The organism is Spirosoma sp. KCTC 42546, assembly GCF_006965485.1.
Taxonomy (GTDB): Bacteria; Bacteroidota; Bacteroidia; order Cytophagales; family Spirosomataceae; genus Spirosoma.
Genome location: NZ_CP041360.1, coordinates 5,149,147 through 5,173,492, shown reverse-complemented (window position 1 = coordinate 5,173,492; position 24,346 = coordinate 5,149,147). Strand labels below are relative to the sequence as shown.

The window sequence follows — 24,346 nt, the reverse complement described above, 5'->3', positions numbered from 1 at the left end:
AGGTTTTGAGAAACCTAACTATGTCGGTTAGACGTAACCGACATCACGTTAAGAGGTATTTTTTTGATTGGATTTACTTTTTAGCAGTCAGCTTAATTGGCCCCAGCAGCCCGGAGGGCAAGGCTTCCCAGCGAGTGGCATCGAAAGGGCGGTAGCGAATGTCCACAATGTTGATGTCGTAGAATTTCTTCCAGCCGGGATTCAGCTTATCGTACAAGCGCATGTAATTGGCGGATAGGTTCGTAACGTCAATTTCCAGTTTATTTCCGGCGGGCTTTAATAGGTCTGCCGGAATGGTTAATCGGAAGGGGATGCACCAGGCGGTTCCCAGAGGCTGACCATTCAATTTTACATCGGCGACTTCCCGTACGTCGCCAAGATCGAGTTGGTAGGATGATACGTTGACTCCGGCGGGTAAGTCGAAAGTTGTGGTGTAGCGGGCGGTGCCGGAGAAATAACCGGCAGAATCAGCTAAACTTGTCCAGGATGTTAGGCTTGGCATTGTGGCTGTGGTTGTCAACGCCGGACGGCCCTTTAGAAACTGTACCTGCCAGGAATTTTTTAAGCGGATGGACTGGCCATTCGAGGTTGACGTTAGCCGCTTTTGCGCTGCTTCGTTTAGGACTGTTGGCGTTCCTGAGTAAACATGTATAAAACAGGATTGACCCGGTTCAAGCTGTAAAAAGATTTCGTTCTTTCCACCTTGCCTTTTTCGGACGGGTATTATCTCCGTCTGATCTGTGAGGGGATTATACCGACTTACGAGACCAGTTGCCGAAAGAGCAATCCAGTTCTGGTGGAATTGGTTGCCCAGGTTCGTGATAAAATATTGCGTTGTATCCTGCTGAGAGCCAGATTTTTTTCGAATGAACGAAAGGCCTTCACCTGCCCACGGTTCTGCCCGGACGCCCAGCTGTGGTAAGGATTTGAATACATCGGTACTGACAGTTACGGTTTTTAGTTGCCGGAGCGTTTGTCCGAGTTGCTGAACTGTAGTCGAACGCGCCTGGTGATTATGAAAACCCGGTGCCTGCTCCGGTAATCCGTCGAAGACAATGCGGGCACCTTGCCGGGCTAACCGCTCCAACTGCCGGAGGGAAGTTTCGGGTAAATACGTGCTGTGTGGAACCAGTACGACCTGATACGTGGCACCACCCGGACTTCGAATGCCCTGTTTGCTCCCGGTTAACCCCTTGAGTAGCTCATCAGAAACATAGTCGAACGAGTAGCCTCGTTGCGTGAGTTGCTCACACAATTTGCCGAATGGCTGGGGAAGGAGCCACTGCTCCACATGGTGGACTTCCAACTGATGAATGCCCCCCGCTGACTTTGCCTTTGTGGCCCATAGATCATGAATCGGGAAGTAAACCAGCACATCGTTGTCGGGTTTACTGGTTTGTAAACGCGTCTGGCAGCGTTCAATATACTGATTAAGCTTAGGTAGGTGTGGCCAGAAATGAGACGATGGGCCATAGTTGGTTGAGGCATAAAATAACCAGCCCGGCCAGGCTTCAGCCCTGGGTGAGTAGGGGATACCGTGGTAGAAAATATGGTTGATTCCAGCCGCAAACAACTCATCCATCTGCGGTTTTAATTGCGAAAGCGACACCTGAAAATGGTTGGCCAGCCAGGTGCCGGTTTCTGAACTGACCAGCGGTTTTCCTAACAGATTGGCGGCCGACGATGCAAATTTCATGGCCAGTGGATTCGGCGTACCAAATCGGTCGACCTCATAGTTGGCATCGACCCGTAACCCTGGAATCGGAAAGCGACTGGAACCAAATGATTCGGTTTCGGGAATAGCGGCCTGTGCGTATAAATCAATGAGGTTCCCCGGCGAACCATGCGCCTGGTTTCTGGATAAATAGCCCGCTTTACTGGCCCAGCTACCCCAGGTTGACGCAAACCCGTCGTGGAGAAGTTCAGCAAGCGTTTGGTGATAATCCTGATGAACGAGGATACTTTCGGGAGTTCGGGTTGTATCTAAAAAAGCGGCTAACTGACTAGTGAGGTCGTACCCTCGCCGGGCTTTAAATTCATCCAGAAAATTAGCTGACCAGTTGGCACCGTATACCTCGTACGAGTCGTTGTAAACGGCACGCGGTTGTTCAGGTAAGTGGGCCAGCGTTGAGTCGAAACGCTGTAGATACTGCTGAACGGCCTCTTTGTTGAAGTAGTCAATTACCAGACCCTGGCCACCGGGCGCGGGACGTTTCACCTGTTGCTTTGTCAGAACGGTCGTGAGTTTACCATCCACCACTTTCCAGGCTTTAGCCGCGGTTGGGGTAGATACGCCCGGCCCGCCAAATGGCCAGCCAGTGCCGGTGGTCAGGTCAACACCCACACCCAGCCGTTTGCCCTCGTGAACGGTGTGCGCAAAAACGGCCAGCCAACGATCACTTAGAAATGGAATAAATTGATTTTCGTAGCCTTTTACACCGTAAATAGGAATAATATGAACACCACCAAGACCTGCTTTGGCAAACTGTTCGAGTTGATGAGTAATATCGGCTTCATTGACCGCGCTTCCCATCCACCACCAGTACGTCCAGGGGCGCGTGGTGTTGCCTCGGGCTGAAGTGCCCCTGGCAATTTGGGAAGTTGGGTTAGGGTTGGATTGGGCCTGTATGTCGACGGAGCTGTTCGCCAAACTAACAAGCAATAAACTAGTGATAAACGAGTATTTCATAATTCTTACTGTACTCACCTACTTCGGCGTGTTTAGTACGGTAAACATAACCCGCTGGCTCCCGGCAACCCCGTCTTTGGTTAATCCGTTGACCTCTACGAGATAGGTGCCGACCTGATCGGAGGTGTAAAATTCAACCCGACCTTTTCCCTGTGTGTTGGTTTGCAGGCTTGGATTCCAATACAGAAGCGTTCGGGCATCGGGCAGGCGGCTGGTCTGTTTGGTTGGGGTTCGGTCGTAGCGGGGTGCGTAAAATTCACGCTGAAGTTGCAGGCCATCATAGTCTACCTTTACCAGACGAGTATCTAGCGGAAAGCCCGCTAAATCGCCTTTGTAGGTCATAAAGCTGATGATGCCATGAAACAGGAATGGACTCAGGTAATAGTAGTTAGTGACTACATCCAACTGCTTTATTTTCAAAGGACTGAATTCAATAACCTTATCCATGTCGAACACGGGTACGCCATCCATCAGTACCAGCGGCTCGTTTTCAAAAATGGCTCTGTAAGGCCCATTCAATACATTCAGGCGGAAATGCCCCTGTCGTTTTCGAGGCATTACCCCCAGCACATACTCCCGAAGAACCTCTTCCATACGGGGAAATCGCGTATAGACATCGAGAAGGTACGATTCGCTGGGAGGACCGTAAAATGCCGCACTGTCAACCGCCGGATAGCTATATTGAATGGCACGATCACCCCAATAGGTTGACTGCACCTGCATGGCCACACTACGGTTCAGCAACTGGTCGGCCTGTGCTTCTGTAATCGCAGGTTCAGGGAGTGGTTTGGCCGGAGGGGCATCGGCAAACGGACTGTTTATCGTCAGCCTGGCAAGGCTATCTGCTGGGTTTGTTTGAACGATAAGCGTTTTGGGCCCGTAGAAATCCTGCATTTCAAACTTGATACGTCCCGCCGTATCGGAGCGGGACACATAGAGTCGAACGGGTTTGCCAGGTGTCGATAAATAGGTCTGTATATTGGGCATGGGTTTCCCTGTACCCGGATCGGTTACGGTCCCCTGAACGAGCGCGCCATTGTGTTCGGGAATAAAGCGGACCACTGGCTTCGGCTGGGTTGACAATACATCGTTCCAACGAAACCGGCGCCAGCCGTGCGTCAGCATCAAATTATCAGTTGCCTGAGCAATTTCGGCTGTTTCGGGCTGGAGGTAGTATTCCGGCGATTCGATAGTGCCCTGCAAATCGGAGGTCATCCATAAGTAACTCAGGATGGTTCCTGAACCGACCGGGGCCAGCGAATCGATCCGATAGACGGCCATGGAGAGGGCGGCCTGACTGGTTTTTGTGGCTGGAGCCAGCACCGAAGCGTCGATGCTTACCCTGGCTCGGGTGGCATACTGGTTCTGATCGGGTTTCAGCGCGAGGGTAAATTGTTGGGCGGGTCGTTTGAAGTACAACCGCTCACAAACCGGCTTTCGGTCGGCACTAAAAATTGTCAGGTGCGAAACACCTTCACCAAGGGCTTTTTTGTCGAGTAAAAACGTGGTCTCGCGTTGAATAGACCGCATTTCTGCCGCTTTAATGACCTGGCGGGTGTGGGCAAACAGATAAACCGAAGAGGGCGCGTCAAGGGTAGTTGCCACGGTGATTTTTAACTGATCGGCACCGCTGTCTTCTAGTCTCATCGTGTAGCCCTGCGGTTGTATGGCAGGTAACGAACGGGTAACAGTCCGACCTTTATCGTCGCGGAAGAGGACTTTATACGTTGTATTCTCTGATGGTTTTATCGCGAACGTGCCAATTCCAAATTGATGCGTGGTAAAGCGGGAAAGGGTATCGTTCTGCCCGTTCAGGACCCAGCCCCGCATATTGGCTCCCCGGCCGGCGGCATCGGCTACCTTAAAGGCCACATTGCTCGTCAGGCCCTGCACAAGATTACCACCTTCCGGGAAAAACTGGATGTCGTAGTCCGGTACCTGGGGTGACAGGGGTAGACCTAACGGCTTAAATGGATTAACGATCGTTAGTTTTTTTTCGAAGAAGAAATCGGCACTAAAATTCTTCATCCAGTTGGTGTAAGCCCGCAACCGATACGTTCCCGAATTAAGGGAGGCCGGTAGGAAAATGCTCCCATTTCCACCGCCAGCGGCCAGCGCAACTTTGGTTTGCAGAACGGACTTTTGGTCTGTATCCAGCAAGTCAACGTAAGCAACTTTACTCAGGTCGAGCGGCTGATGGAGTGAGCCATCCACATAATAGGCCTTAAACCAGAGTGTCTCACCGACCAGATAAAAGCCCTGATCCGTGTGGACAAACAATTTCTCCTGTAGTGCCTGCCTGCGGTAGGTATCAAAGGATTGTACCAGAGCATTCGCAGATTCCGCCGACTGGCCGAAACTGCCCAGGCTGGTCAATAGCAACAGGCCAGCCAGTAGGTCTCTGGTACTATGCAGAAGTATCTTTGTTGTCATACTGGGCTGGTGGATGATGTGCATGGCATGGCTAGTTCTAAATCGTATCATTCCCAGAAATCAGGTTTTTTGATCACCCCGCCCCGTAAACGACAATCGAGGCAGGCTTCATTGGTAGTGAGGTATAAACCAGGCGAATACCGATCAATAATACCGGGCCGGTCTCGTAGTATATCGCCACCACTCAGGGTATCGATATCACAACTTCCCACCCCTGAATTGGGATACCAGGGTGGCAATTGCGATTTGTTAATGAAAATGCGCTTGCTTTCGACGGTTCCGACCCGGAAAAAGCCCAGCACCAGATTAGTTCCGTCGGACTGCGAATGAATGTTGCCCGTAATCTGAGAAGGTTGCGGATCGAAAATAGAGCCGATACTCTGGGTTATTTTGGCCAACTGATCATAATAGTTGTACCCTTCCTGACTCAGCGCAAACTGCCTAACCAGAATACTGTATCTGACACTCAGTCGATCAGACGTACTCGGAAGGTGAATTAGGGGAAACTGGCTGACAATGTCCTGACTGAGCCGCGATGTTGTTGCCAATACGATGTTGGACGAATTTTCGCTGCCCCAGCAGCGAAATACACTCGCGGTACGATCAACAATCTTGTTATTCAGGATCTCAAACGCCGAGGTATAAACCGAATTGTATTCCCAGGTCTGGTCATATTCCCAGCGGTAATAGCGGGTGTTGTTTTTGGGGTCGTGGGTATTTACATTGATCTGTAATCCCTCGTTGTCGGGATACCAGCTAATGCTATCGATGGGTGGCGTTGGTATAACCGGCACGTAGTCGGAATAGTAATCACCTCCCGACGTGGTCTTGATATGAAGCCTATAGCTTTCGCCTACAGCAGGCGTTACGCCAGTTAGTGTATACGAGCCAACGGTACCTTCTTTGAGTGTATAGGTGCTCTTGTTCTGACTCTCGATGGTGACCACTGCCTTGGTTTCGGCGGTAGGTACTTTCGTATCGGTTAGATTCTGGGTGCGTGTTAACTGAATCGTTGTGGTGGTTCCGGCTGCACTATTAAAGAACCCATTCACCACTAAATAGCTGGCAGGGGAAGTGATTTCAGGTGGGCGATATGGATCAACACACCCGCCAACCAGCAGGAGCATTGCCCATGAAATCCCGTTTATGTACCTGTTTTTTGTCATTTTTTAAAGTTGATTTTAAACACAGAGACACAGAGAATTAAGGAGTTAAAAATCAGTAATTTAATTCTCTGTGTCTCTGTGTTTAAAAAAACTCAGTTATCTACTCCCAGAAATCAGGTTTTTTGATGACTCCTCCCCGTAGGCGGCAATCAAGACAAGGCTCACTGGTTGTCAGGTATTGGCCTGGTACTAAAAGACTAATAATACCGGGTTGCTCTTTGAGCACGTCGCCGGTGCTCATTGTGTCGACTACACAACTCCCCAGACCGTTGTTGGTATACCAGGCAGGCAACTGCGCTTTACGAATGAATATGCGTTTACTTTCGACGGTTCCGACCCGAAAAAAGCCCAGCACAAGGTCACCATCGTTTACCGATGAGTGAATGTTGCCGGTAATTTGTGAGGGTTGTGGGTCAAAAATGGAACCAATGCTTTGCGTTATTTTGGCTAGCTGGTCATAATAGTTGAATCCCTCCTGACTTAGCCCAAACTGACGAATCAGAATGCTGTATTTGCTTTGTAGTTTAAGTGAAGTGCTGGGTATGTGCGTGATCGGGAACTGACTGACAACATCCTGACTCAGTCGATTGGTTGTTGTTGTAATGATCGTAGACGAGTTCTCACTTCCCCAGCATTGAAAGACGCTCTCTGTACGATCAACAATCTTATTGTTCTTGATCTCAAACGATGATGTGTATTCAGAATAATACTCCCAGGTGCTCTCATACTCATACCGGTAATAGCGCGTATTATTTTTCGGATCGTGGGTGTTCACATTGATTTGCAACCCTTCGTTGTCCGGATGCCAGGTAATACTGTCGATAGGCGGGGTTGTTAGTACGGGCACGTAATCGGAATAATACTCCGTCCCTTTCGTCGTCTTAACATGCAGTCGATACGTTTCATTGGCTACGGGTATTACGCCGGTAAGTGTATAGGATCCAACCGTACCTTCTTTCAGGGTATAAATGTCTTTATGGGCGCTCTCAATGGTGACTATCGCCTTGGTTTCGGCCGACGGGGCTTTAGGATCGGCCAGGTTTTGGGTACGCGATAACTGGATCGTTGTGGTGGTTCCGGCTGCACTATTGAAGAAGCCATTCACCACTAAATAGCTGGCGGGCGACGTAATTTCGGGTGGCCGATAGGGGTCAACGCACCCACTTACCAGCAGAACCAGAAGCCAGGCCAGGAATTTTATAGACGTGTGTTTAAATCCCATAACTTAAAACCTAAAATTATACGTAACTGACGGAATTGGATTGCCAAAAATAGACAGCTGGTAGCTGTTGATCCGGCCATTCTCCGACTTGAAATACACCGAATAGGCATTATGCCGTCCGGTTAGGTTATAGATGGCAACGGTCCACGAACTGTGCGCCAGTTTTTTAACTTTATGATTGCCTTCAATATTCATAGCCAGATCGGCGCGGTAATAGTCGGGAATCCGGTACTGATTGCGCTCTGAATACAGTAGTCTGAGTGAGCCATCCAATACGTATTTCGATACCGGTAAGGTAATTGGCCGCCCGGTGCTATAGGTGAAATTAAGGGATATGCTAAATCGACGATTGATCTTGTAATTCCCAATCATCGTAACATCGTGCGGTTTGTCGTAGTTGCTGGGGTAATAACTTCCCTTGTTAATGATCTCATTGCCAAGCTGATCATTAGTGCGCAGCAAGGTTCGTGAGTAGGTGTAGCTTAGCCAGCCATTGAGTTTTCCCGTCATTTTTTTGATCAGGAACTCAATGCCATAGGCTTTTCCTTCGGCATTGACCACGTCGGTTTCGATGTGATGATTCAGGATCAGCGAAGCCCCGCTCCGGTAGTCAAGCCGATTTTGCATGGTTTTATAATAAGCTTCTACCGATGTTTCGATGGTATTGGACTGGTTGTTCTTGTAAAACCCGATGGCATACTGATCGCCAATCTGCGGTTTAACATTCGGGTCGCTCAGTTTCCAGATATCGGTGGGCGAGATGACCGTTGTATTCGAGAGCATCTGGATGTACTGCCGTGTCCGGTTGAAACTGGCTTTTATCGACGCCGTGTTCGACAGCCCATAGCGTATGGCAAACCGGTACTCGGGTCCACTATAATTACTAATCGCCTTATTTTTTTCGTAGCTGAGCGTATCGGTAATGGTATCAATCGTTTTAGGCTGGCCCGGAACATACTGATACACCGACCCTGGCCCTAAATAGGTATAGAACGAATACCGAAGCCCCGCGCTAATGGACAGACGAGGGCTGATATCGAACCGGTCGCCAATATAAACAGCGCTCTCCAGCCCCTGCTCCGTAGGTACTACGTCGGGCAGAATGAGCGATTCACTGCCCCTGGGTTGAAAATTGCCGGGAGAAAGTTTATAGTAGGTTGAACTAATCCCAAAATCAACGGTGTGCTGATTGGTTGGGAAATAGTTAAAATCGGCTTTCAACTGCGACTGATTAATGGAAAAGCCCAGATCATAAGCATTAACCGGATTTTTATCGCTCGATACGTTGTATTTGTAGCCGCTGTAATTTCCCGTAAAAACGCTGTAAAGCTTATTATTAATGATGTGTTTCCACTTCAGGGTAGCGGTCTGATTCTGATAGCTGTAGGCGGTGTCGCTGTTTAGTTTGAATTTGTCCTTACTCAAATAGCCCGTCAGATAGAACGTATTTCGTTCGTTCATCTCGTGCGTAATGTGCAGGTTCAGGTCGTAAAATTGGGCCTCACTTTTCTTATAGGCTGCATTTTGCAACTGTTTCAGCAACCAGTCGGAGTAAGTTGTGCGAATGCCCGCAATGAACGAGGTTTTATCTTTGATCAATGGCCCTTCGAGTGTCAGGCGACCGGTGAGCAAGCCAATGCCGCCCGAGCCAACAAACTTCTTTTTGTTGCCGTCGCGGGTTTGTACGTCCAGCACCGACGAAAGCCGCCCGCCAAATTTCGCTGGAATGGCGCTTTTGTAGAGTTCGGCGCTCTTGATCATATCGGGATTGAAGGCGGAGAAAAACCCGAACAGGTGTGATGAGTTATAAATTGGAGCGTCGTTGTACAGAATCAGATTCTGGTCGGTAGCGCCCCCGCGCACGTTAAGACCTGTTGAACTTTCACCTACGGTTTTTACGCCCGGCAGTGTCTGGATAACCCGGAGCAGATCGGCTTCGCCCAGGGCAGTAGGAACTTGTTTGATGCTTTTGATATCCACCCGCTCCTGACCCATCTGGAGGCCCGAAATGTTCTTGTCCTTTTCGGCCTCAATGACCACCTCTTTCAGGGCAATCACATCGTCTTCCATCTCGATGTTGAACTTATCGTCGGAATAGAGGATAATCCGGCGCCGGGTGTCCTTAAGGCCAATGCTGCGTATTTTTAGCTCGTGTCGCCCGCGGGGCAGTGTAATCGAATAATACCCAAACTGGTCGGAGACGGTGCCAATTCGTGGGTTTTCAATATAAATGGCGGCCCCTACAATTGGCTCGCCCGAGGCTACGTTCCGTACGAATCCCGCAATGGTTGAACGGCCCGGCCGGATGGGGTTTGTACGTTTCCCGATATCATACACCTTTGTTTCAGGTTCAATATATTTTTTCTGACTTTCGGTCAGATAGGCGCTTGACGTTGAGTCAACTCCAGCGTTTGTACCTCCTCGCTGAAAGAAGCCAATGGGCAGTTCGGTACGAATCAGTCGGTTAACGGTAATATACACCCGCTGCTGACTATCAATTGCATAGCTGTATTTGGTTCCATTGAAAAGCTGTTGGAGTACCGTTCGCAGGGGCTGATTATCGACCTGCATGTCAACGATCAGGCTATCTACATCAGCTGCGTTGTAGAAAAAACGGTAGGGTGTTTGCGTTTCAATCGCCTGCACAAACTGCTCAAAACGCTGGTTCTGAAAGGTACCCCGAAGAGGCTTTTCAACGGGTTTTTGTGCATAAATGGTTGCTCTAAACCCAATGAATAGGAGGGCCAGGAAAATGGTGCGGTAAAATGAAACCATGGTTAGTGGGTTAATTCCTCATAACGTTTAGTCGCTTGGGTAATAGCCGATTCGCGTTGTTCGTCGTTAAATTTAAGTCGATTGGCGCGAAGGTATTTTCGTAATGCTTTTGCCTGGTCGGGAAACAAAGCCAGAAAAGAGCCTTTGGTTTTCACTTCATGGTAATTGCCCTCTTTCTGGATATAAAATCGGTCTTTGAACAAGTAGTCCGCTTTATATGTCCCACTGGAAATATCCTCATGAACCGTTTTTACGCGGTGAGCCAGCACCTTTGCTTTTCCGTTATACAGGATCTCGTAAAAGCCCGTACGGACGCCCAGGGCGCTATCCCCAATGAGTCGGGTAAACTGGTGTTGCCCAATCGTGAACGTACTGATTTTGTTGCTATTCAACTGAAGCCGATAGCCTCCTTCGGGTGGTTGAATGGCGAGTTCGTCGCGAACAATATCGTAGAGCATACGCACATCATGATAGTGTACGTCATTATAGGTGATTGTTCCGGCCTGTAAACTATCAACAAGGTAATACGGATGGATTTTTATCCGGTGATCATGGTTAATGTACCCATTGCCTTCGTAAACATGTTCCTGCTTATACATAGCCTGCTCGTATGAACGGACAGCTTGTTCTTTGGCAAGCAGCACAAATGAACTGTCTGGAGCGGTAGTCTGCCCGGCGGCTCGGGTAGCTAGTGAGATAAAACAAAGGGTCAGTATCGTATACCGCATAGAGCCTGGTTAGCGTAAACGCAACATTCAAGTTGCCAATTCAGATGCAAAAGATAGTATAGAGGGCGCAGAAAACAGTGTTTGCAGGGAGAATTTGTGCTCTAATCTAAAAAAACAGGCCAAATGAATTTCTACTTGGCTTAAAACAGACAATTTCAACTGACTGCTAGGGGCGGTTATAAAATCCACAGAAACCTTAGGTTTGTTTGCTGGTGGTCTTGCTATATTGTGGCATTAATTACCCCAATTCAATCTCAGGTATTCGTGTAAGCTAATGATAAACAAAGTAGTAGCCGGGGCCGATGCGGCTGTTGCCGATATTCCCGATGGAGCCATATTGATGCTGGGTGGTTTTGGCCTGTGTGGCATTCCCGAAAACTGTATTGCAGCTCTGCTCCGAACGGGCGTAAAAAATCTGACCTGCATTTCAAACAATGCGGGGGTCGACGATTTTGGTATTGGTATGCTCTTGAAAACGAGGCAGGTGCGAAAAATGATTTCGTCCTATGTGGGTGAAAATCAGGAATTTGAACGCCAATTGCTGTCGGGCGAGTTACTCGTTGATTTAATTCCACAGGGCACGCTGGCTGAACGGATACGGGCAGGTGGCGCGGGCATTCCTGCGTTTTTTACCCCCGCTGGTGTGGGGACCGAAGTTGCTGAAGGAAAAGAAGTTCGTGAGTTTGATGGAAAGCAGTACCTGCTCGAAAGCTGGCTTAAAGCCGACTTCTCACTGGTGAAAGCCTGGAAAGGCGACACAGCCGGCAACTTGATTTTTAAAGGAACCGCCCGCAATTTCAACCCGATGATGGCGACTGCGGGCCACATCACCATTGCCGAAGTCGAAGAACTGGTACCCGCTGGCGAACTCGATCCTAATCAGATTCATACGCCGGGCATTTGTGTTCACCGGATTTTTCAGGGTAGTAACTACGAAAAGCGTATCGAACAACGGACTGTCAGATTGTAACTAATATGCTGGATAAACATCAAATTGCCCGCCGAATTGCACAGGAACTTCGCGATGGCTATTACGTCAATCTGGGCATTGGCATTCCCACATTGGTGGCCAATTACATTCCTGATGGCATGAATGTGGTGTTGCAATCTGAAAATGGACTGCTGGGAATCGGGCCATTTCCTGCCGAAGATGAAGTTGATCCTGACCTGATCAATGCGGGCAAACAGACGGTTACGATGCTACCGGGTTCATCGCTGTTTAGTTCGGTAGATAGCTTCGCGATGATTCGGGGTGGGCACGTCGACCTCACGATTTTGGGGGCGATGGAAGTCTCGGAAACCGGCGATATTGCTAACTGGAAAATTCCGGGCAAAATGGTGAAAGGCATGGGTGGGGCAATGGATCTGGTGGCTTCGGCCAAACATATCATTGTGGCCATGCAACACGTCAATAAAGCGGGTCAATCGAAACTCCTGAAAGCCTGCTCCTTACCGCTGACGGGACTCCGTTGTGTCAAGAAAATCATTACAGAGCTGGCCGTACTAGACGTGCTCCCCGAAGGTGGATTTAAACTTCTGGAAACTGCCCCCGGTGTAACCATCGAGGAGGTTCGGCAGGCTACGGAAGGTAGGTTGATTGTGGAGGGGACGATTCCGGAGATGCAGTTTTAGGCAAAGCTGGCTATTGGGTTTTCGTGCTGTCAGATGCTTTCATCTGACAGCTTAGGTTTCTCAAAACCTAACGGTGCCACTAGTAGGTTTTGAGAAACCTCGTATGTCGGTTATTAGTAACCGACAGCACTAACGAGTAACCGACAGTACTAACGGTAGTAACCAACACCACCGAAAGATATAACAGCTTACACCGTTACACTTTTCGGTTCCAAAAGATCCCACAAATTTCCGTACAAATCGGCAAAGACTGCTACCGTGCCATAGGCTTCTTCAATAGGCTCTCTTACGAAATGAATGTCGTTTGCCCGCATGTTATGATAATCCCGCCAGAAGTCATCGGTAAATAAAAACAGGAACACCCGACCGCCAGTCTGATTCCCAACTCGGGTTCGTTGTTCCTCGCCATCCGCTTTGGCCAGCAACAAACAGGTTTCGGCAGAGCCAGGGGGAGCCACTAACACCCAGCGTTTTGTCTCGCTCAAGGTCGTGTCTTCCAGAAGGGTGAAGTTGAGCTTTTGGGTGTAAAACTGGATGGCATCATCATAATCATCCACGACGAGGGCAATGTGTGCAATTCGTTGTTTCATGTTGTGGTTTTGTAAATACAGGGCAAGATAGCAACCGGACGCAGAGTTTCGATTAAGTTTGCAAACCCTATGCCTAGAGGGATTACTGACTACCAATTCGTATGGAAACTTCCACTTTATCGCCCGAAGCAGCTTTTGCGCAAACCGGCCTTTCGTTGCCACCCGCTCCCCAGCCATTAGGAGTGTATAAACCGTATCTGATCGATGGCAAATACCTATATGTATCAGGCCACGGCCCTGTGCAGGACGACAAAAGCCTGATTATTGGCCGCATTGGGGCCGATATGGATATTGAGCAGGGGAAACTGGCCGCCCGTCAGGTAGGTCTGACCATTTTATCGACCATCAAAACCCATTTAGGGAGCCTCGACCGGGTGAAACGCGTTATAAAGGTGCTGGGTATGGTGAACTGTACGGCTGATTTTGGCCGTCATCCCTATGTCATCAACGGATGTAGCGAACTGTTTTCTGCCGTCTGGGGACCCGATAACGGGATTGGTGTACGGTCGGCAGTGGGGATGGGTTCTTTACCCGACAATATTCCGGTTGAAGTAGAAGCCTTATTTGAACTGGTCTGATCGATGGAGCAAGCACCCTGGTACCTGATTGATGATGTTGCCCAACTCGATACGCCCGCACTGGTGCTGTATCCCGACCGGGTGAAGCACAATATCGCCCTGCTGAAAAGCATGATCGGTGATGTGAGTCGGTTGCGACCGCATGTAAAAACCAATAAATCGCGGGAAGCCTCCCGACTGCTGCTGGAAGCGGGTATCCGGAAGTTCAAATGTGCCACCATTGCCGAAGCCGAAATGCTGGCCATGATCGGTGCCCCCGATGTGTTGCTGGCCTATCAGCCAAACGAAGCCAAAATGCATCGCCTGCTGGCGTTGATGAAAGCCTACCCAGATACGCATTTTTCGTGTCTGGTCGATACTATTACTACCGCCACCACGCTATCAGAACTAGCGGTGGCGGCTGGCCTGGTTGTGCCCGTATACATCGACCTGAACGTAGGGATGAACCGCACAGGCATTGCGCCGGGCGGGGCTGTACTAACGCTCTATTCCGAACTTGATCAACTGCCGGGCGTTCGGCCAGTAGGCTTACATGCTTACGACGGTCACCTTCGGAATTCCGACCTGGCCATTCGCACGTCTGAATGTGATGCGGCTTTCTGGCCCGTGCAACTGCTCAGCGAAACCCTGACTGCACGCGGATTTGCAAAACCGGTCATTGTAATTGGGGGTAGCCCCACGTTCCCGATTCATGCCAAACGGCCGGATGTTGAGTGTAGCCCCGGTACGTTTATCTATTGGGATAAAGGCTACCAGACCATTTTGCCGGAGCAGGGGTTTCTGCCAGCCGCGTTGGTTGTGTCGCGGGTAATTTCTCTGCCTGAATCCTCGAAAATCTGCGTTGATCTGGGGCATAAATCCATCGCTCCCGAAGGCGATTTACTCAGTCGGGTCACGTTTCTGAATGCGCCGGAGTTGAAAGCCGTTGGTCAGAGTGAAGAGCATCTGGTTCTGGAAGCAGGGGAGGGGCATTCCTACAAAGTGGGTGATGTATTTTACGGGATACCCAACCACGTTTGCCCAACCGTTGCCCTGTACGAACGGGGCTATACCATCGAAAACGGCCTCACTACGGGTGAATGGCTGGCTGTTTCCCGGGATCGGGTCATTACCATTTAATTTTCTTTCATGTTTACAATAGATGCCCACCTCGACCTGAGTATGAACGCGATGGAGTGGAATCGCGACCTGCGACAGCCGGTTGCGCGATTGCGCGAACGCGAACACGGTATGACCGATAAGCCAGACCGGGCCAAGGGTACTGTATCGTTGCCTGACTTACGCCAGGGTAACATTGGGTTAGTTGTGGCTACACAGATTGGTCGTTATGTTGCCCCTGATAACCCACTTCCCGGCTGGCATTCGCCAGAGCAGGCCTGGGCACAAACACAGGCGCAGCGAATCTGGTATGAACAAATGGAAGCCGCCGGTGAGATGATTCAAATCCGGGATCTGGCAGGTCTGGAGAAACACCTCACGCTCTGGAACGATGGAACGCCGAACGAGTCAAAACCGGTGGGTTATATACTAAGCCTGGAAGGGGCCGATTCAATGGTGACACCCGCTTATGTTGAAACGGCCTATAACTATGGCTTGCGGGCTATTGGACCCGCTCACTATGGGCCGGGACGTTACGCACAGGGCACCGATGCCATAGGTTTCATAGGGATGGCCGGACGGGATCTGTTGCTGGAAATGCAACGGTTCAATATGATCCTGGATGCCACCCACCTCTGCGACGATAGTTTCTGGGAAGCACTCGATTTCTTCACAGGGCCAGTTTGGGCAAGCCACAATAATTGTCGCGCACTGGTCGACCACAATCGCCAGTTTAGCGACGAACAACTTCGGGAGCTCATTGCTCGTGATGCCGTTATTGGCGGGGCGTTGGATGCCTGGATGATGGTGCCTGGCTGGGTGCGCGGTCAATCGACCCCCGAAAGCATGAACTGTAATCTGGCCAAAATGATCGATCACCTGGATCATATCTGTCAGATTGCCGGTAACGCCCGCCACATCGGCATCGGCTCGGATTTAGACGGTGCCTTCGGCAAGGAACAGTCACCCTACGATCTGGAAACCATTGCCGACTTACAGAAAGTGCCGGATTTACTACGCCAGCGCGGTTATACCGAGGAAGATATTGCCAATGTTATGCACGGTAACTGGTTACGGTTTTTGCGGAGAGTATGGGCGTAAAGTAGAACCGCATGGGCGGACACGGCGGACTAGTATGATGATTACGATTTTCGCAGATTTTATCATTGAAGCTATTTAAGCCTTCTCAACTGCTCAATGTCATCTATATCCTTTTGCCTTGGTGTAGTCAGTTTATCTTGGATTAAATCGTCTAAGCTTATAAATGGAATGTCAACGCCATCATATTGAGCCACTTTCTTCTTTGCAAAAGATACACTGAATTTTAAGGGGGCTTTTATAGTTGGAAGAAGATCAAGCGTATAATCCTCAAATTCTAATTTGAAGAAAGAAGTCTTAGGATTAGGGGAAAAATCGTCTCTATATTTTGTTACATCTTTCCCTAGCTCCTCTAAGGCATTAATTAGATTGAAATAGTTCGAATAGGTTGGATTGTACCAAAAATCTAAGTCAGGTTTGTCTACAATTTCTCCCTTTGTATTTGTTGATTTTCTAGAATACCCATAATACGCTACGGCAGTGCCGCCCACAATCATATATTCTACAAAATTTCTTTTAAATATAGCGAATATCTCAAGTATGGCACTGTTATACTGCATACACAGTATGTTTGTCTACTGCCTTATTATTCTCTGTAGACGGGGTATCACTGACATGTGCGTTCCTCAAGAGACTTATGAATTCCTCAAATCGATCATGACGTTCCATCGATTTAGCAGAAGCCGGATTGATCGATTCTGAGTGATCTTTCAGTTCCTCAAAGCTATTATAATGCTTTAGCTCTTCCATGGCAAAGGCGCTTTGTTATCTCTAACTATGCCGAATATACAAACGTATTTTTTTTTAGCAACAAGAATAAGCTCAAAAAGATTGTCAATGTGTTGAAATCTAAGGTATTTGGTCGCCATAATGTACTTAGGTGAGTTAATGGAAACGCCGAATCCAAAATTGAAATTATGGACTAACAATCGGTTGCTGCGCTTCAACAGCCAGCAAATAAACCGTCACCGACTCACCGATGGCGGCAATCCAGTTGCCATAATCAGCAACAGCCTGGAGCCGTCGTTCCAGCATAGGATTGTAACCTCTGGGCATGGTAGCCCGTTCGGTAATGGGTTAATCTGACATTGGATTTTAACCGAATCGTCGGCCCGGCACAAAGGGCGCTAAGATTAACGCAAAGAACGCAATGGACATACCCTTAGCGTTCTTTGCGTTAATCTTAGCGCCCTTTGCGGTTAAAAATCTACTTCTTCGACGAGAATTGGTAAATCGTTGTGGATTTATAAGTCTCACCAGGCCGTAGTGTCGTTGTTGGGAAGTTAGGCTGGTTTGGTGAATCTGGATAGTGCTCTGTTTCCAGGCACAAAGCATACCGCTTTTTGTAGGGGAATCCCTCACGACCAGTCAATGTTCCGTCCAGGAAGTTACCGGTGTAGAACTGAATGGCAGGTTGCGTTGTGCGCACGTCCATGACGCGTCCGCTGGTGGGTTCATAAACCGTAGCTGCCAGCTTCAGCGAATCGCCTGTACCGTTCAGCACCCAGCCATGATCATAGCCTCCGCCGTATTTGATCTGTGTGTCGGTCGAATCGTTGATGCGCGTACCAACAACCGTTGGCTTCGTGAAATCGAAGGGTGTCCCCGCAACAGGTTGTAGCTGGCCCGTTGGAATCAGCGTTTTGTCAATCGGGATAAACTTGTCGGCGTAGAGCGTTACAACGTGGTCGAGAATATCGCGTTTAGCACCGCCAGTCAGGTTGAAGTAGGTGTGATTAGTCAGGTTGACAACCGTTGGCTTGTCGGTAGTTGCCTGGTAATCAATCTTGAGGGCGTTATCTTTTTGCAATGTATACGTTACCTCTACCGATAAATTGCCCGGATAACCTTCTTCGCCATCTTTCGATACATAGGTAAGCTTGAGCGCGGGTTCGTCGCCTTCAACGGGTGTGGCGGTCCAGAGAACTTTGTCGAACCCTTTGGTACCTCCATGCAGGTGATTGCCAAAGTTGTTGGTAACGAGCGTGTATTGCTTGCCATCCAGCGTAAACTTCCCTTTGGCAATACGGTTGCCATACCGACCCACTAAGGCACCAAAATAAGGTACTCCTTTTACGTAGCCAGCCAGTGAATCCATCCCCAGGGTAACATCCTCAAATTTGCCATTTCGATCAGGCGTCGTTAGCGACACAATGATGCCGCCGTAGTTGGTGATGCTGACGGTCATGCCCGATTCGTTATGCAACGTGTATAAATCAGCCGTTTGGCCATCGGGCAGTTGGCCGTATGCGGCTTTTTCGATTCCCGGCTTTTGCTCGGTTGTTTCTTTTTTGGAAGTGCAGGAATTCATGGTCACGCAACCCGCTAACAGGGCCAGAGATAAAAATTGAGTCAAAAATTTCATGAACGAGTAAGGGGTTTGGGAAATGGACATTTGTCTGTGGTACGCCACCCGACACCACAAACAAAGTCTGTTTGTCGGCTATACTACTACAAAAATAGAATCAATGCCTCAACACCCTTGCCCGTAATAGGCATCTTTCCCGTGCTTGCGTTCGTAATGTTTCAGCCGGAGGGTGTCTTTGATACGGGGTGTGTTTGGGTTAATCTGCAAGGTCAGGTACGCCATACGAGCGAGTTCTTCGAGTACGGCCGAATTATAGACGGCTTTCTCCGCGGTTTTGCCCCAGGTAAATGGGCCATGATTTTGCAGGAGCACCATTTCCATTTCGGTATACAGCAGCCCTTTCTCGGCAAATGCATTAAATATCTGGTGGCCTGTTTCGTGCTCGTAATCGCCCTGAATCATCTCGTCGGTTAGGGCGGGGGCGCAGGGAATGTCCTGATGGGTGTGGTCGGCGTGAGTGGTTCCGAAAATAGGAATGTCCATCCCCGCCTGCGACCAGGCCACCGCGTGGGTGCTGTGCGTGTGCGAAATACCACCAATTTTCTCCCAGGTTTTGTAGAGCAGGGCATGGGTCTTCGTATCCGACGACGGACGCATCGTGCCTTCAACCACCTTCGCATCGTAGTCACAAATGACAATGTCGTAAGGCGTCAGTTCGTCGTAGGGAACGCCACTGGGTTTGATTGCGAATACCCCCCGTTCACGGTCAACGGCGCTTACATTGCCAAACGTAAACAACACCAGGCCCAGCTTGGGGAGTTGCATATTGGCTTCGTAACATTCTTCTTTTAAGGATGTGTACATGGTTAAAGAGCGAAAGAGTGAATGAGCGAAAGAGTGGATGAGTACTCGAGACACGGATTCGCTCTGTCACTCATTCACTCTTTCACTCTTTAAAGTTCTAACACTACCACCGAAACCGGCGGCAGAGTTACTGTTACGTTATCGCCGGAGAGTTTGGCACCATTGAAGGCGACCGGCTTGATTTTAGTCAGGTTCTCGAACGTGTTATGATCGTGTACGTTGGCGGAGGTCAGGATGCGTCCGGTGATTCCCGCGGCTTTTAACCCCTTTAGATCCACCGAAATATCCTGCGGTTTGTTCGGATCGATGTTCACGAGTGAGATATGCACCTTACCGGCCTTATCGCGGGACGCGGAAACGGATACGGCAGGTAATTTTTCCTTATCCATAACAAAATCATCCGATTTCACGTCAACGGGCAGCATCGTTGCGTCCTGATGGACATTATACATTTCCAGGACGTGGTAAGTAGGCGTTAGCAATATCTTGTCGCCTTTAGTCAGAATGACCGCCTGTAATACATTGATGGCCTGTGCCAGATTCGCCATGCGGACACGTTCGCAGTGTTTATGGAAAATGTTGAGCGTGGCTCCCGCCAGAACGGCATCGCGCATGGTGTTCTGCTGATACAGGAACCCTGGATTGGTGCCGGGCTCTACGTTGTACCAGCCACCCCACTCATCCACGATCAGAGCTATTTTCTTCTCCGGGTCATACTTGTCCATAACGGCCGAGTGCTTTTCGATTAACTCGTCCATCAATAACGCCTGTTGCATGGTTTTGAAGTACTCCTGATCGGAGAACTGCGTAGCCGAACCTTTTTTGCCCTCGCCCCACGACAGAACGGAATAATGGTGCATGGCCAGACCTTCCATCATGCTGGCGGGAATATTTTTCATGAGGGTTTCGGTCCAGGTATAATCGTTGTCGCTGGCTCCTGACGCAATCCTGAAAATACGTTCCTTGCCCACCCGGTTGTTCATAAAGGTGCTGTACTGACGGTACAGGTTGGCATAGAAATCCGGTTTCATATTGCCGCCACAACCCCAGGCTTCGTTGGCTACACCCCAATAGCGCACATTCCAGGGAGCTTGTCGGCCATTCTGCTGGCGCAGGTTCGACATGGGACTGTTCTTTTCAAAGTTTACATATTGGACCCAATCCGACAATTCCTGTACGGTGCCACTCCCCACGTTACCGGCCAGATACGGCTCCGTTCCCAGGAGTTCGCACATATTTAGGAAATCATGGGTGCCGAAACTATTGTCTTCGGTAACGCCACCCCACCAGGTATTGACAATTTTAGGCCGTTTGGCTTTGGGACCAATACCATCTTTCCAATGATACGTATCGGCGAAACAGCCACCCGGCCAGCGGAGGTTCGGAATCTTTAGCTTTTTGAGTGCATCGACCACATCCAGCCGAACCCCGTTTTTATTAGGGATTTTCGTGTTGCTCTCGCCCACATAAAAACCATCGTAAATAGAACGGCCCAAATGCTCGGCGAAGTGGCCGTAGATATGACGACTAATGACGTGTTTGCCCTCGCTGGCATTGATCGTCGCTTTGTTCTGGGCTGAAGCCATCAGGCTACTACCGGCAACAAGGAAGGTTAGGAGTTGTTTTTTCATAGGAAAAGGTTGGGTTTCTTGTGAATAGCGCGAACGAAGACGTTCGCGCTATCGCGCTATCTCAAAGCTACCGGTAAGCGGCTTCGCTCCAGCGCAGTTCGTTCTTTAACTGCCGAAGGTTGGTATTTCGGTCGATGACTACTAATTCGACACCGAAGATGTCGGCAAAGTCTTCGATTTGATCGGTCGTCAGATTCTGGCTGTAAACCGTGTGGTGGGCACCACCCGCCAGAATCCAGGCTGCACAGCCGGTTTGCATATCGGGCATGGGTTTCCAGATGGCACGTGCTACGGGTAGTTTCGGTAGGGCTTCCGGCACCTCAACCGCTTCTACTTCGTTGACCAGTAGTCGGAACCGGTTGCCCATGTCGATGAGCGATACGTTGATGGCTGGCCCAGCCGGTGCGTTAAATACCAGGCGAACAGGATCTGCTTTGCCACCAATACCCAATGGGTGAATCTCGCAGGTTGGTTTGCCTGCCGCGATAGAGGGACAGATTTCGAGCATATGCGAACCCAGCACCAATGGATTTACCGGATCGAAATGATAGGTATAGTCTTCCATGAACGAGTTGCCGCCTTTCAGGCCAGCAGCCATCACTTTCATCGTGCGAACCATCGCCGACGTTTTCCAGTCGCCTTCTCCACCGAAGCCGTAGCCATCGGCCATCAGGCGTTGCGAAGGAATACCCGGTAGTTGAGTCATGCCGTGCAGATCTTCAAACGTGTCGGTATAGGCCGTGAAGTTGCCATCTTTCAGGAAGGCCCGCATGCCAATCTCGATCTTGGCGGCATCGCGCAGAGAACTATGCTGGGCACCCCCTTTCAACAGTGAGTCCATTAGCGTGTAGCTATCCGCATATTCGGCGACGAGCCGGTCGATTTCGGCGTCCGTCACTTGGTTGATAACGGCTACCAGGTCGCCAATACCATGCGTATTCACCGACATGCCGAAGGTCATTTCGGCGGCTACTTTATCGCCGTCGGTTACGGCTACCTGCCGCATGTTGTCACCAAACCGAACCACTTTCATGGTTTTTAGCTCAAAAGCGGCCACTGCGACCCGACTCCAGGAAGCAATCTTGTCGATCACATCCTGCTCCTGCCAGAAACCAACGACGATTTTGCGGTTCAAACGCATCCGCGACATGATGAACCCAAACTCCCGGTCGCCGTGCGCCGACTGGTTGAGGTTCATGAAGTCCATGTCGATGTCATTCCAGGGAATATCCCGGTTAAACTGCGTATGTAGGTGAAGAAGTGGCTTTTTCAAGATGCTCAACCCCCGAATCCACATTTTGGCGGGCGAAAACGTGTGCATCCAGGTAATGATACCGACGCAGTTGGGCGCTACATTGGCTTCCTGGCAGATGGCATAAATTTCGTCTGGCGTTTTCACGACGGGCTTAAAAACCACGCGTACCGGTACTTTATCACCCAGAAAATTGGCGATGATGAGCGAGTGGGCATCGACTTGCTTCAGGGTTTCTTCCCCGTATAAATGCTGGCTTCCGGTTACGAACCAGACTTCAAATTGTTTCAGGTCAATCATTGTACTTTTTATTTTTTGGTATTATAGTGCCAGTTTTGAGAACGATGCAGGCGGTTCCGCTAACATGACTGTATGCTTTTTTGTCATGCTGACGAAGGAAGCATCTTAAAGTATGTCTATTAAATAGTCTGGATGCCTTAAGATGCTTCCTTCGTCAGCATGACAAAATCAATTCTCAATAAACTTCCCCAACGTCAAATACTTCGTATACAGCGTTTCATACACCGCCACGTTGTCGGGGCGGGGGATGTATTCGGCATCGAAACCGGAGCCCATAGCGCGCTGGGCGGCTTCCATTGTCGGGTGAACGCCAGCCGCTACGGATGCACACATGGCCGCACCGAGGGCGCAAGCCTGGTCGGCACTAGCTACCTGGATGGGCTTATTCAGCACATCGGCGAGAGTTTGCATGACGAAGGGCGATTTTTTGGCTACACCGCCAATGGCGATTACCTTTTTGATGGGGACACCTTCCTCAATAAACCGGTCAACGATACTACGGGAGCCAAAGGCCGTTGCTTCAACCAGTGCCTTAAACACTTTGGGGGCGTCGGTACCCAGGTTCAATCCGGCAATGGCCGCCTTAAGCGTGTGATTGGCATCGGGTGTCCGGCGACCGTTGATCCAGTCGAGTGCAATGACATCATTCCCGGTAACGGGCAACTTAGCGGCTTGTGCCGATAGATGCGGAATTAGTTGTTGACTTAGCGTTTCGGCGGCTTCTGCTCCCAGTAACTCGCGCACCGGACCGGTGATCAAGCGGGCGAACCAGGCATACACATCCCCAAACGCAGACTGTCCTGCTTCCAGGCCGAGCATCCCCGGTGCCACCGACCCATCGACCTGGCCACAAATTCCCCGAATAAGCCGGTGGCCGATTTCCTCGTTGGGGGCCATCAGAATGTCGCAGGTGGAGGTGCCAATGATGCGCACGAAGGCGTAGGGTTCAATTTCGGCACCGATCGCACCCATATGCGCATCAAAGGCACCTATACCGATCACTACGTTTGTCGACAGTCCCAGTTTTTCTGCCCATTCAGGGGATAGCTTGCCCATGGCCTGATCGGAAGTATACGTATCCGTGAATAGCCGATCACGTAATCCACTGAGTAACGGATCAAGTTTAGTCAGAAATTCGTCAGAAGGAAGTCCGTCGAACTCGCTATGCCAGAGCGCTTTATGGCCAGCTGCACAGCGGGAGCGTCGGAGAGTTAGCGGGTTGGTGTTGCCCGTCAACACAGCCGATATCCAATCGCAGTGTTCGACCCAGGAAAACGCGTGTTCACGAACGGCTTCATCGACCCGGAGCGTTCGTAGCATCTTGGCCCAGAACCATTCTGAAGAATAAATACCGCCAACATATTTGGTGTAATCCGTATCCCAATGGTGTGCCAGGGTATTGATTTCCTCCGCTTCGGCGTTGGCGGTATGGTCTTTCCAGAGAATGAACATGCCGTTTGGATTCTCCGCAAAATCAGGCCGTAAGGCTAGAGGGAGGCCGGTTTCATCGACGGGGCCGGGTGTAGAACCCGTGGTGTCAATGGAAATGCCTACCACCTGCTGGCGAACTTCGGCGGGAGCCTGTGCTAACGCGCCGGTGACGGTTTCCGTTAGTCCTTCGAGGTAGTCGAGTGGGTGCTGCCGAAACTGCGAGCTGGCTGGGTCGCAGTACAGTCCCTGTTTCCAGCGAGTGTATTCGTGAACATGCGTTCCTACGGTTTCGCCCGTTTGGGCATTCACAACTAAGGCTCTGACCGAATCGCTACCAAAATCGACGCCGATAACGTATTGATTATTCATAGATAAAGGTACTCGGGTTGACTAAAAAGTACGGTTTTAGTAGCAGGGATTTACAGTTTTGTTGAATAGTGTGTTTGTGACACAATATTACAGCGCTTTTGTGTTATTTTCATGGAAAATGCAATTATTATTTGTTTATACTGGATTGCGTTAAGGAAAGCGGTTTGTATCGCTTTTTGAGC

19 protein-coding genes are annotated in these 24,346 nt (G+C 49.8%); 5 read left to right on the top strand and 14 right to left on the bottom strand.

The window, feature by feature from the left end; translation table 11 throughout:
- Positions 1 to 73: 73 nt before the first annotated feature.
- The 6 genes from EXU85_RS21300 to EXU85_RS21275 form a co-directional block, all read right to left on the bottom strand.
- Positions 74 to 2,689, bottom strand: coding sequence for a glycosyl hydrolase (locus EXU85_RS21300; protein WP_142774027.1), 2,616 nt, complete (start codon positions 2,687 to 2,689; stop codon positions 74 to 76).
- A gap of 18 nt (positions 2,690 to 2,707) precedes the next feature.
- Positions 2,708 to 5,122 carry a hypothetical protein gene (locus EXU85_RS21295; protein ID WP_142774026.1) on the bottom strand — a complete coding sequence of 805 codons (2,415 nt, stop codon included), beginning with the start codon at positions 5,120 to 5,122 and terminating at the stop codon, positions 2,708 to 2,710.
- Between the two features lie 47 nt (positions 5,123 to 5,169).
- Positions 5,170 to 6,288 carry a DUF4249 domain-containing protein gene (locus tag EXU85_RS21290; RefSeq protein ID WP_142774025.1) on the bottom strand — a complete coding sequence of 373 codons (1,119 nt, stop codon included), beginning with the start codon at positions 6,286 to 6,288 and terminating at the stop codon, positions 5,170 to 5,172.
- Between the two features lie 100 nt (positions 6,289 to 6,388).
- Complete coding sequence (locus tag EXU85_RS21285; RefSeq protein ID WP_142774024.1) at positions 6,389 to 7,510, bottom strand: DUF4249 domain-containing protein; 1,122 nt, start codon at positions 7,508 to 7,510, stop codon at positions 6,389 to 6,391.
- 3 nt (positions 7,511 to 7,513) lie between these two features.
- Positions 7,514 to 10,285, bottom strand: a complete 2,772-nt coding sequence (locus tag EXU85_RS21280) for a TonB-dependent receptor (protein WP_142774023.1) — start codon at positions 10,283 to 10,285, stop codon at positions 7,514 to 7,516.
- A gap of 2 nt (positions 10,286 to 10,287) precedes the next feature.
- On the bottom strand, positions 10,288 to 11,013 hold the full coding sequence (locus EXU85_RS21275; RefSeq protein ID WP_142774022.1) for a hypothetical protein: 726 nt from the start codon (positions 11,011 to 11,013) through the stop codon (positions 10,288 to 10,290).
- A 274-nt stretch (positions 11,014 to 11,287) separates the two neighbouring features.
- Between EXU85_RS21275 and EXU85_RS21270 the strand changes: the two genes are divergently transcribed.
- Together EXU85_RS21270 and EXU85_RS21265 are read left to right on the top strand one after the other, a co-directional pair.
- A complete protein-coding gene (locus tag EXU85_RS21270) occupies positions 11,288 to 11,983 on the top strand; it encodes a CoA transferase subunit A (RefSeq protein WP_142774021.1) in 696 nt (231 codons plus the stop codon).
- A 5-nt stretch (positions 11,984 to 11,988) separates the two neighbouring features.
- The gene (locus EXU85_RS21265) at positions 11,989 to 12,645 is read left to right on the top strand and encodes a CoA transferase subunit B (RefSeq protein WP_142774020.1); all 657 of its coding nucleotides are present in this window, start codon (positions 11,989 to 11,991) and stop codon (positions 12,643 to 12,645) included.
- Positions 12,646 to 12,833: 188 nt separating this feature from the next.
- Here the strand turns inward: EXU85_RS21265 and EXU85_RS21260 are convergent, their stop codons facing one another.
- Positions 12,834 to 13,235 carry a VOC family protein gene (locus EXU85_RS21260; RefSeq protein WP_142774019.1) on the bottom strand — a complete coding sequence of 134 codons (402 nt, stop codon included), beginning with the start codon at positions 13,233 to 13,235 and terminating at the stop codon, positions 12,834 to 12,836.
- Between the two features lie 101 nt (positions 13,236 to 13,336).
- Here EXU85_RS21260 and EXU85_RS21255 point away from each other — a divergent pair, with 101 nt between their 5' ends.
- Genes EXU85_RS21255 through EXU85_RS21245 form a run of 3 tightly spaced genes read left to right on the top strand, consistent with a single transcriptional unit; the run spans position 13,337 to position 16,012 of the window.
- Positions 13,337 to 13,813: a RidA family protein gene (locus tag EXU85_RS21255; RefSeq protein ID WP_142774018.1), complete on the top strand. Its 477-nt coding sequence runs from the start codon at positions 13,337 to 13,339 to the stop codon at positions 13,811 to 13,813.
- A gap of 3 nt (positions 13,814 to 13,816) precedes the next feature.
- Positions 13,817 to 14,932, top strand: a complete 1,116-nt coding sequence (locus tag EXU85_RS21250) for a D-TA family PLP-dependent enzyme (RefSeq protein ID WP_142774017.1) — start codon at positions 13,817 to 13,819, stop codon at positions 14,930 to 14,932.
- A gap of 9 nt (positions 14,933 to 14,941) precedes the next feature.
- Positions 14,942 to 16,012, top strand: coding sequence for a dipeptidase (locus tag EXU85_RS21245; RefSeq protein ID WP_142774016.1), 1,071 nt, complete (start codon positions 14,942 to 14,944; stop codon positions 16,010 to 16,012).
- Positions 16,013 to 16,083: 71 nt separating this feature from the next.
- Here EXU85_RS21245 and EXU85_RS21240 read toward each other — a convergent pair whose 3' ends face one another.
- The 7 genes from EXU85_RS21240 to EXU85_RS21210 form a co-directional block, all read right to left on the bottom strand.
- Complete coding sequence (locus tag EXU85_RS21240) at positions 16,084 to 16,569, bottom strand: hypothetical protein (RefSeq protein ID WP_142774015.1); 486 nt, start codon at positions 16,567 to 16,569, stop codon at positions 16,084 to 16,086.
- 355 nt (positions 16,570 to 16,924) lie between these two features.
- The gene (locus tag EXU85_RS21235) at positions 16,925 to 17,065 is read right to left on the bottom strand and encodes a hypothetical protein (RefSeq protein ID WP_210422395.1); all 141 of its coding nucleotides are present in this window, start codon (positions 17,063 to 17,065) and stop codon (positions 16,925 to 16,927) included.
- Positions 17,066 to 17,216: 151 nt separating this feature from the next.
- On the bottom strand, positions 17,217 to 18,374 hold the full coding sequence (locus EXU85_RS21230; RefSeq protein WP_142774014.1) for an aldose epimerase family protein: 1,158 nt from the start codon (positions 18,372 to 18,374) through the stop codon (positions 17,217 to 17,219).
- 108 nt (positions 18,375 to 18,482) lie between these two features.
- Entirely contained in the window at positions 18,483 to 19,181 is a 699-nt protein-coding gene (locus EXU85_RS21225; RefSeq protein ID WP_142774013.1) for an L-ribulose-5-phosphate 4-epimerase, read from the bottom strand.
- A gap of 89 nt (positions 19,182 to 19,270) precedes the next feature.
- Positions 19,271 to 20,812 carry an alpha-N-arabinofuranosidase gene (locus tag EXU85_RS21220; protein WP_142774012.1) on the bottom strand — a complete coding sequence of 514 codons (1,542 nt, stop codon included), beginning with the start codon at positions 20,810 to 20,812 and terminating at the stop codon, positions 19,271 to 19,273.
- A 67-nt stretch (positions 20,813 to 20,879) separates the two neighbouring features.
- Complete coding sequence (gene araA / locus EXU85_RS21215) at positions 20,880 to 22,364, bottom strand: L-arabinose isomerase (RefSeq protein ID WP_142774011.1); 1,485 nt, start codon at positions 22,362 to 22,364, stop codon at positions 20,880 to 20,882.
- 168 nt (positions 22,365 to 22,532) lie between these two features.
- The gene (locus EXU85_RS21210; protein WP_142774010.1) at positions 22,533 to 24,164 is read right to left on the bottom strand and encodes a ribulokinase; all 1,632 of its coding nucleotides are present in this window, start codon (positions 24,162 to 24,164) and stop codon (positions 22,533 to 22,535) included.
- Positions 24,165 to 24,346: the final 182 nt, after the last annotated feature.

What these genes read in the sequence shown, in the direction of transcription:
- EXU85_RS21250 (WP_142774017.1), top strand. Translation starts at nt 13,817, where the DNA reads ATGGAGCAAGCACCCTGGTACCTGATTGATGATGTTGCCCAACTCGAT.
- araA (WP_142774011.1), bottom strand. Translation starts at nt 22,364, where the DNA reads ATGATTGACCTGAAACAATTTGAAGTCTGGTTCGTAACCGGAAGCCAG.
- EXU85_RS21230 (WP_142774014.1), bottom strand. Translation starts at nt 18,374, where the DNA reads ATGAAATTTTTGACTCAATTTTTATCTCTGGCCCTGTTAGCGGGTTGC.
- EXU85_RS21290 (WP_142774025.1), bottom strand. Translation starts at nt 6,288, where the DNA reads ATGACAAAAAACAGGTACATAAACGGGATTTCATGGGCAATGCTCCTG.
- EXU85_RS21255 (WP_142774018.1), top strand. Translation starts at nt 13,337, where the DNA reads ATGGAAACTTCCACTTTATCGCCCGAAGCAGCTTTTGCGCAAACCGGC.
- EXU85_RS21285 (WP_142774024.1), bottom strand. Translation starts at nt 7,510, where the DNA reads ATGGGATTTAAACACACGTCTATAAAATTCCTGGCCTGGCTTCTGGTT.
- EXU85_RS21235 (WP_210422395.1), bottom strand. Translation starts at nt 17,065, where the DNA reads ATGCCCAGAGGTTACAATCCTATGCTGGAACGACGGCTCCAGGCTGTT.
- EXU85_RS21260 (WP_142774019.1), bottom strand. Translation starts at nt 13,235, where the DNA reads ATGAAACAACGAATTGCACACATTGCCCTCGTCGTGGATGATTATGAT.
- EXU85_RS21225 (WP_142774013.1), bottom strand. Translation starts at nt 19,181, where the DNA reads ATGTACACATCCTTAAAAGAAGAATGTTACGAAGCCAATATGCAACTC.
- EXU85_RS21245 (WP_142774016.1), top strand. Translation starts at nt 14,942, where the DNA reads ATGTTTACAATAGATGCCCACCTCGACCTGAGTATGAACGCGATGGAG.
- EXU85_RS21270 (WP_142774021.1), top strand. Translation starts at nt 11,288, where the DNA reads ATGATAAACAAAGTAGTAGCCGGGGCCGATGCGGCTGTTGCCGATATT.
- EXU85_RS21220 (WP_142774012.1), bottom strand. Translation starts at nt 20,812, where the DNA reads ATGAAAAAACAACTCCTAACCTTCCTTGTTGCCGGTAGTAGCCTGATG.
- EXU85_RS21280 (WP_142774023.1), bottom strand. Translation starts at nt 10,285, where the DNA reads ATGGTTTCATTTTACCGCACCATTTTCCTGGCCCTCCTATTCATTGGG.
- EXU85_RS21240 (WP_142774015.1), bottom strand. Translation starts at nt 16,569, where the DNA reads ATGCAGTATAACAGTGCCATACTTGAGATATTCGCTATATTTAAAAGA.
- EXU85_RS21210 (WP_142774010.1), bottom strand. Translation starts at nt 24,164, where the DNA reads ATGAATAATCAATACGTTATCGGCGTCGATTTTGGTAGCGATTCGGTC.
- EXU85_RS21295 (WP_142774026.1), bottom strand. Translation starts at nt 5,122, where the DNA reads ATGACAACAAAGATACTTCTGCATAGTACCAGAGACCTACTGGCTGGC.
- EXU85_RS21265 (WP_142774020.1), top strand. Translation starts at nt 11,989, where the DNA reads ATGCTGGATAAACATCAAATTGCCCGCCGAATTGCACAGGAACTTCGC.
- EXU85_RS21275 (WP_142774022.1), bottom strand. Translation starts at nt 11,013, where the DNA reads ATGCGGTATACGATACTGACCCTTTGTTTTATCTCACTAGCTACCCGA.
- EXU85_RS21300 (WP_142774027.1), bottom strand. Translation starts at nt 2,689, where the DNA reads ATGAAATACTCGTTTATCACTAGTTTATTGCTTGTTAGTTTGGCGAAC.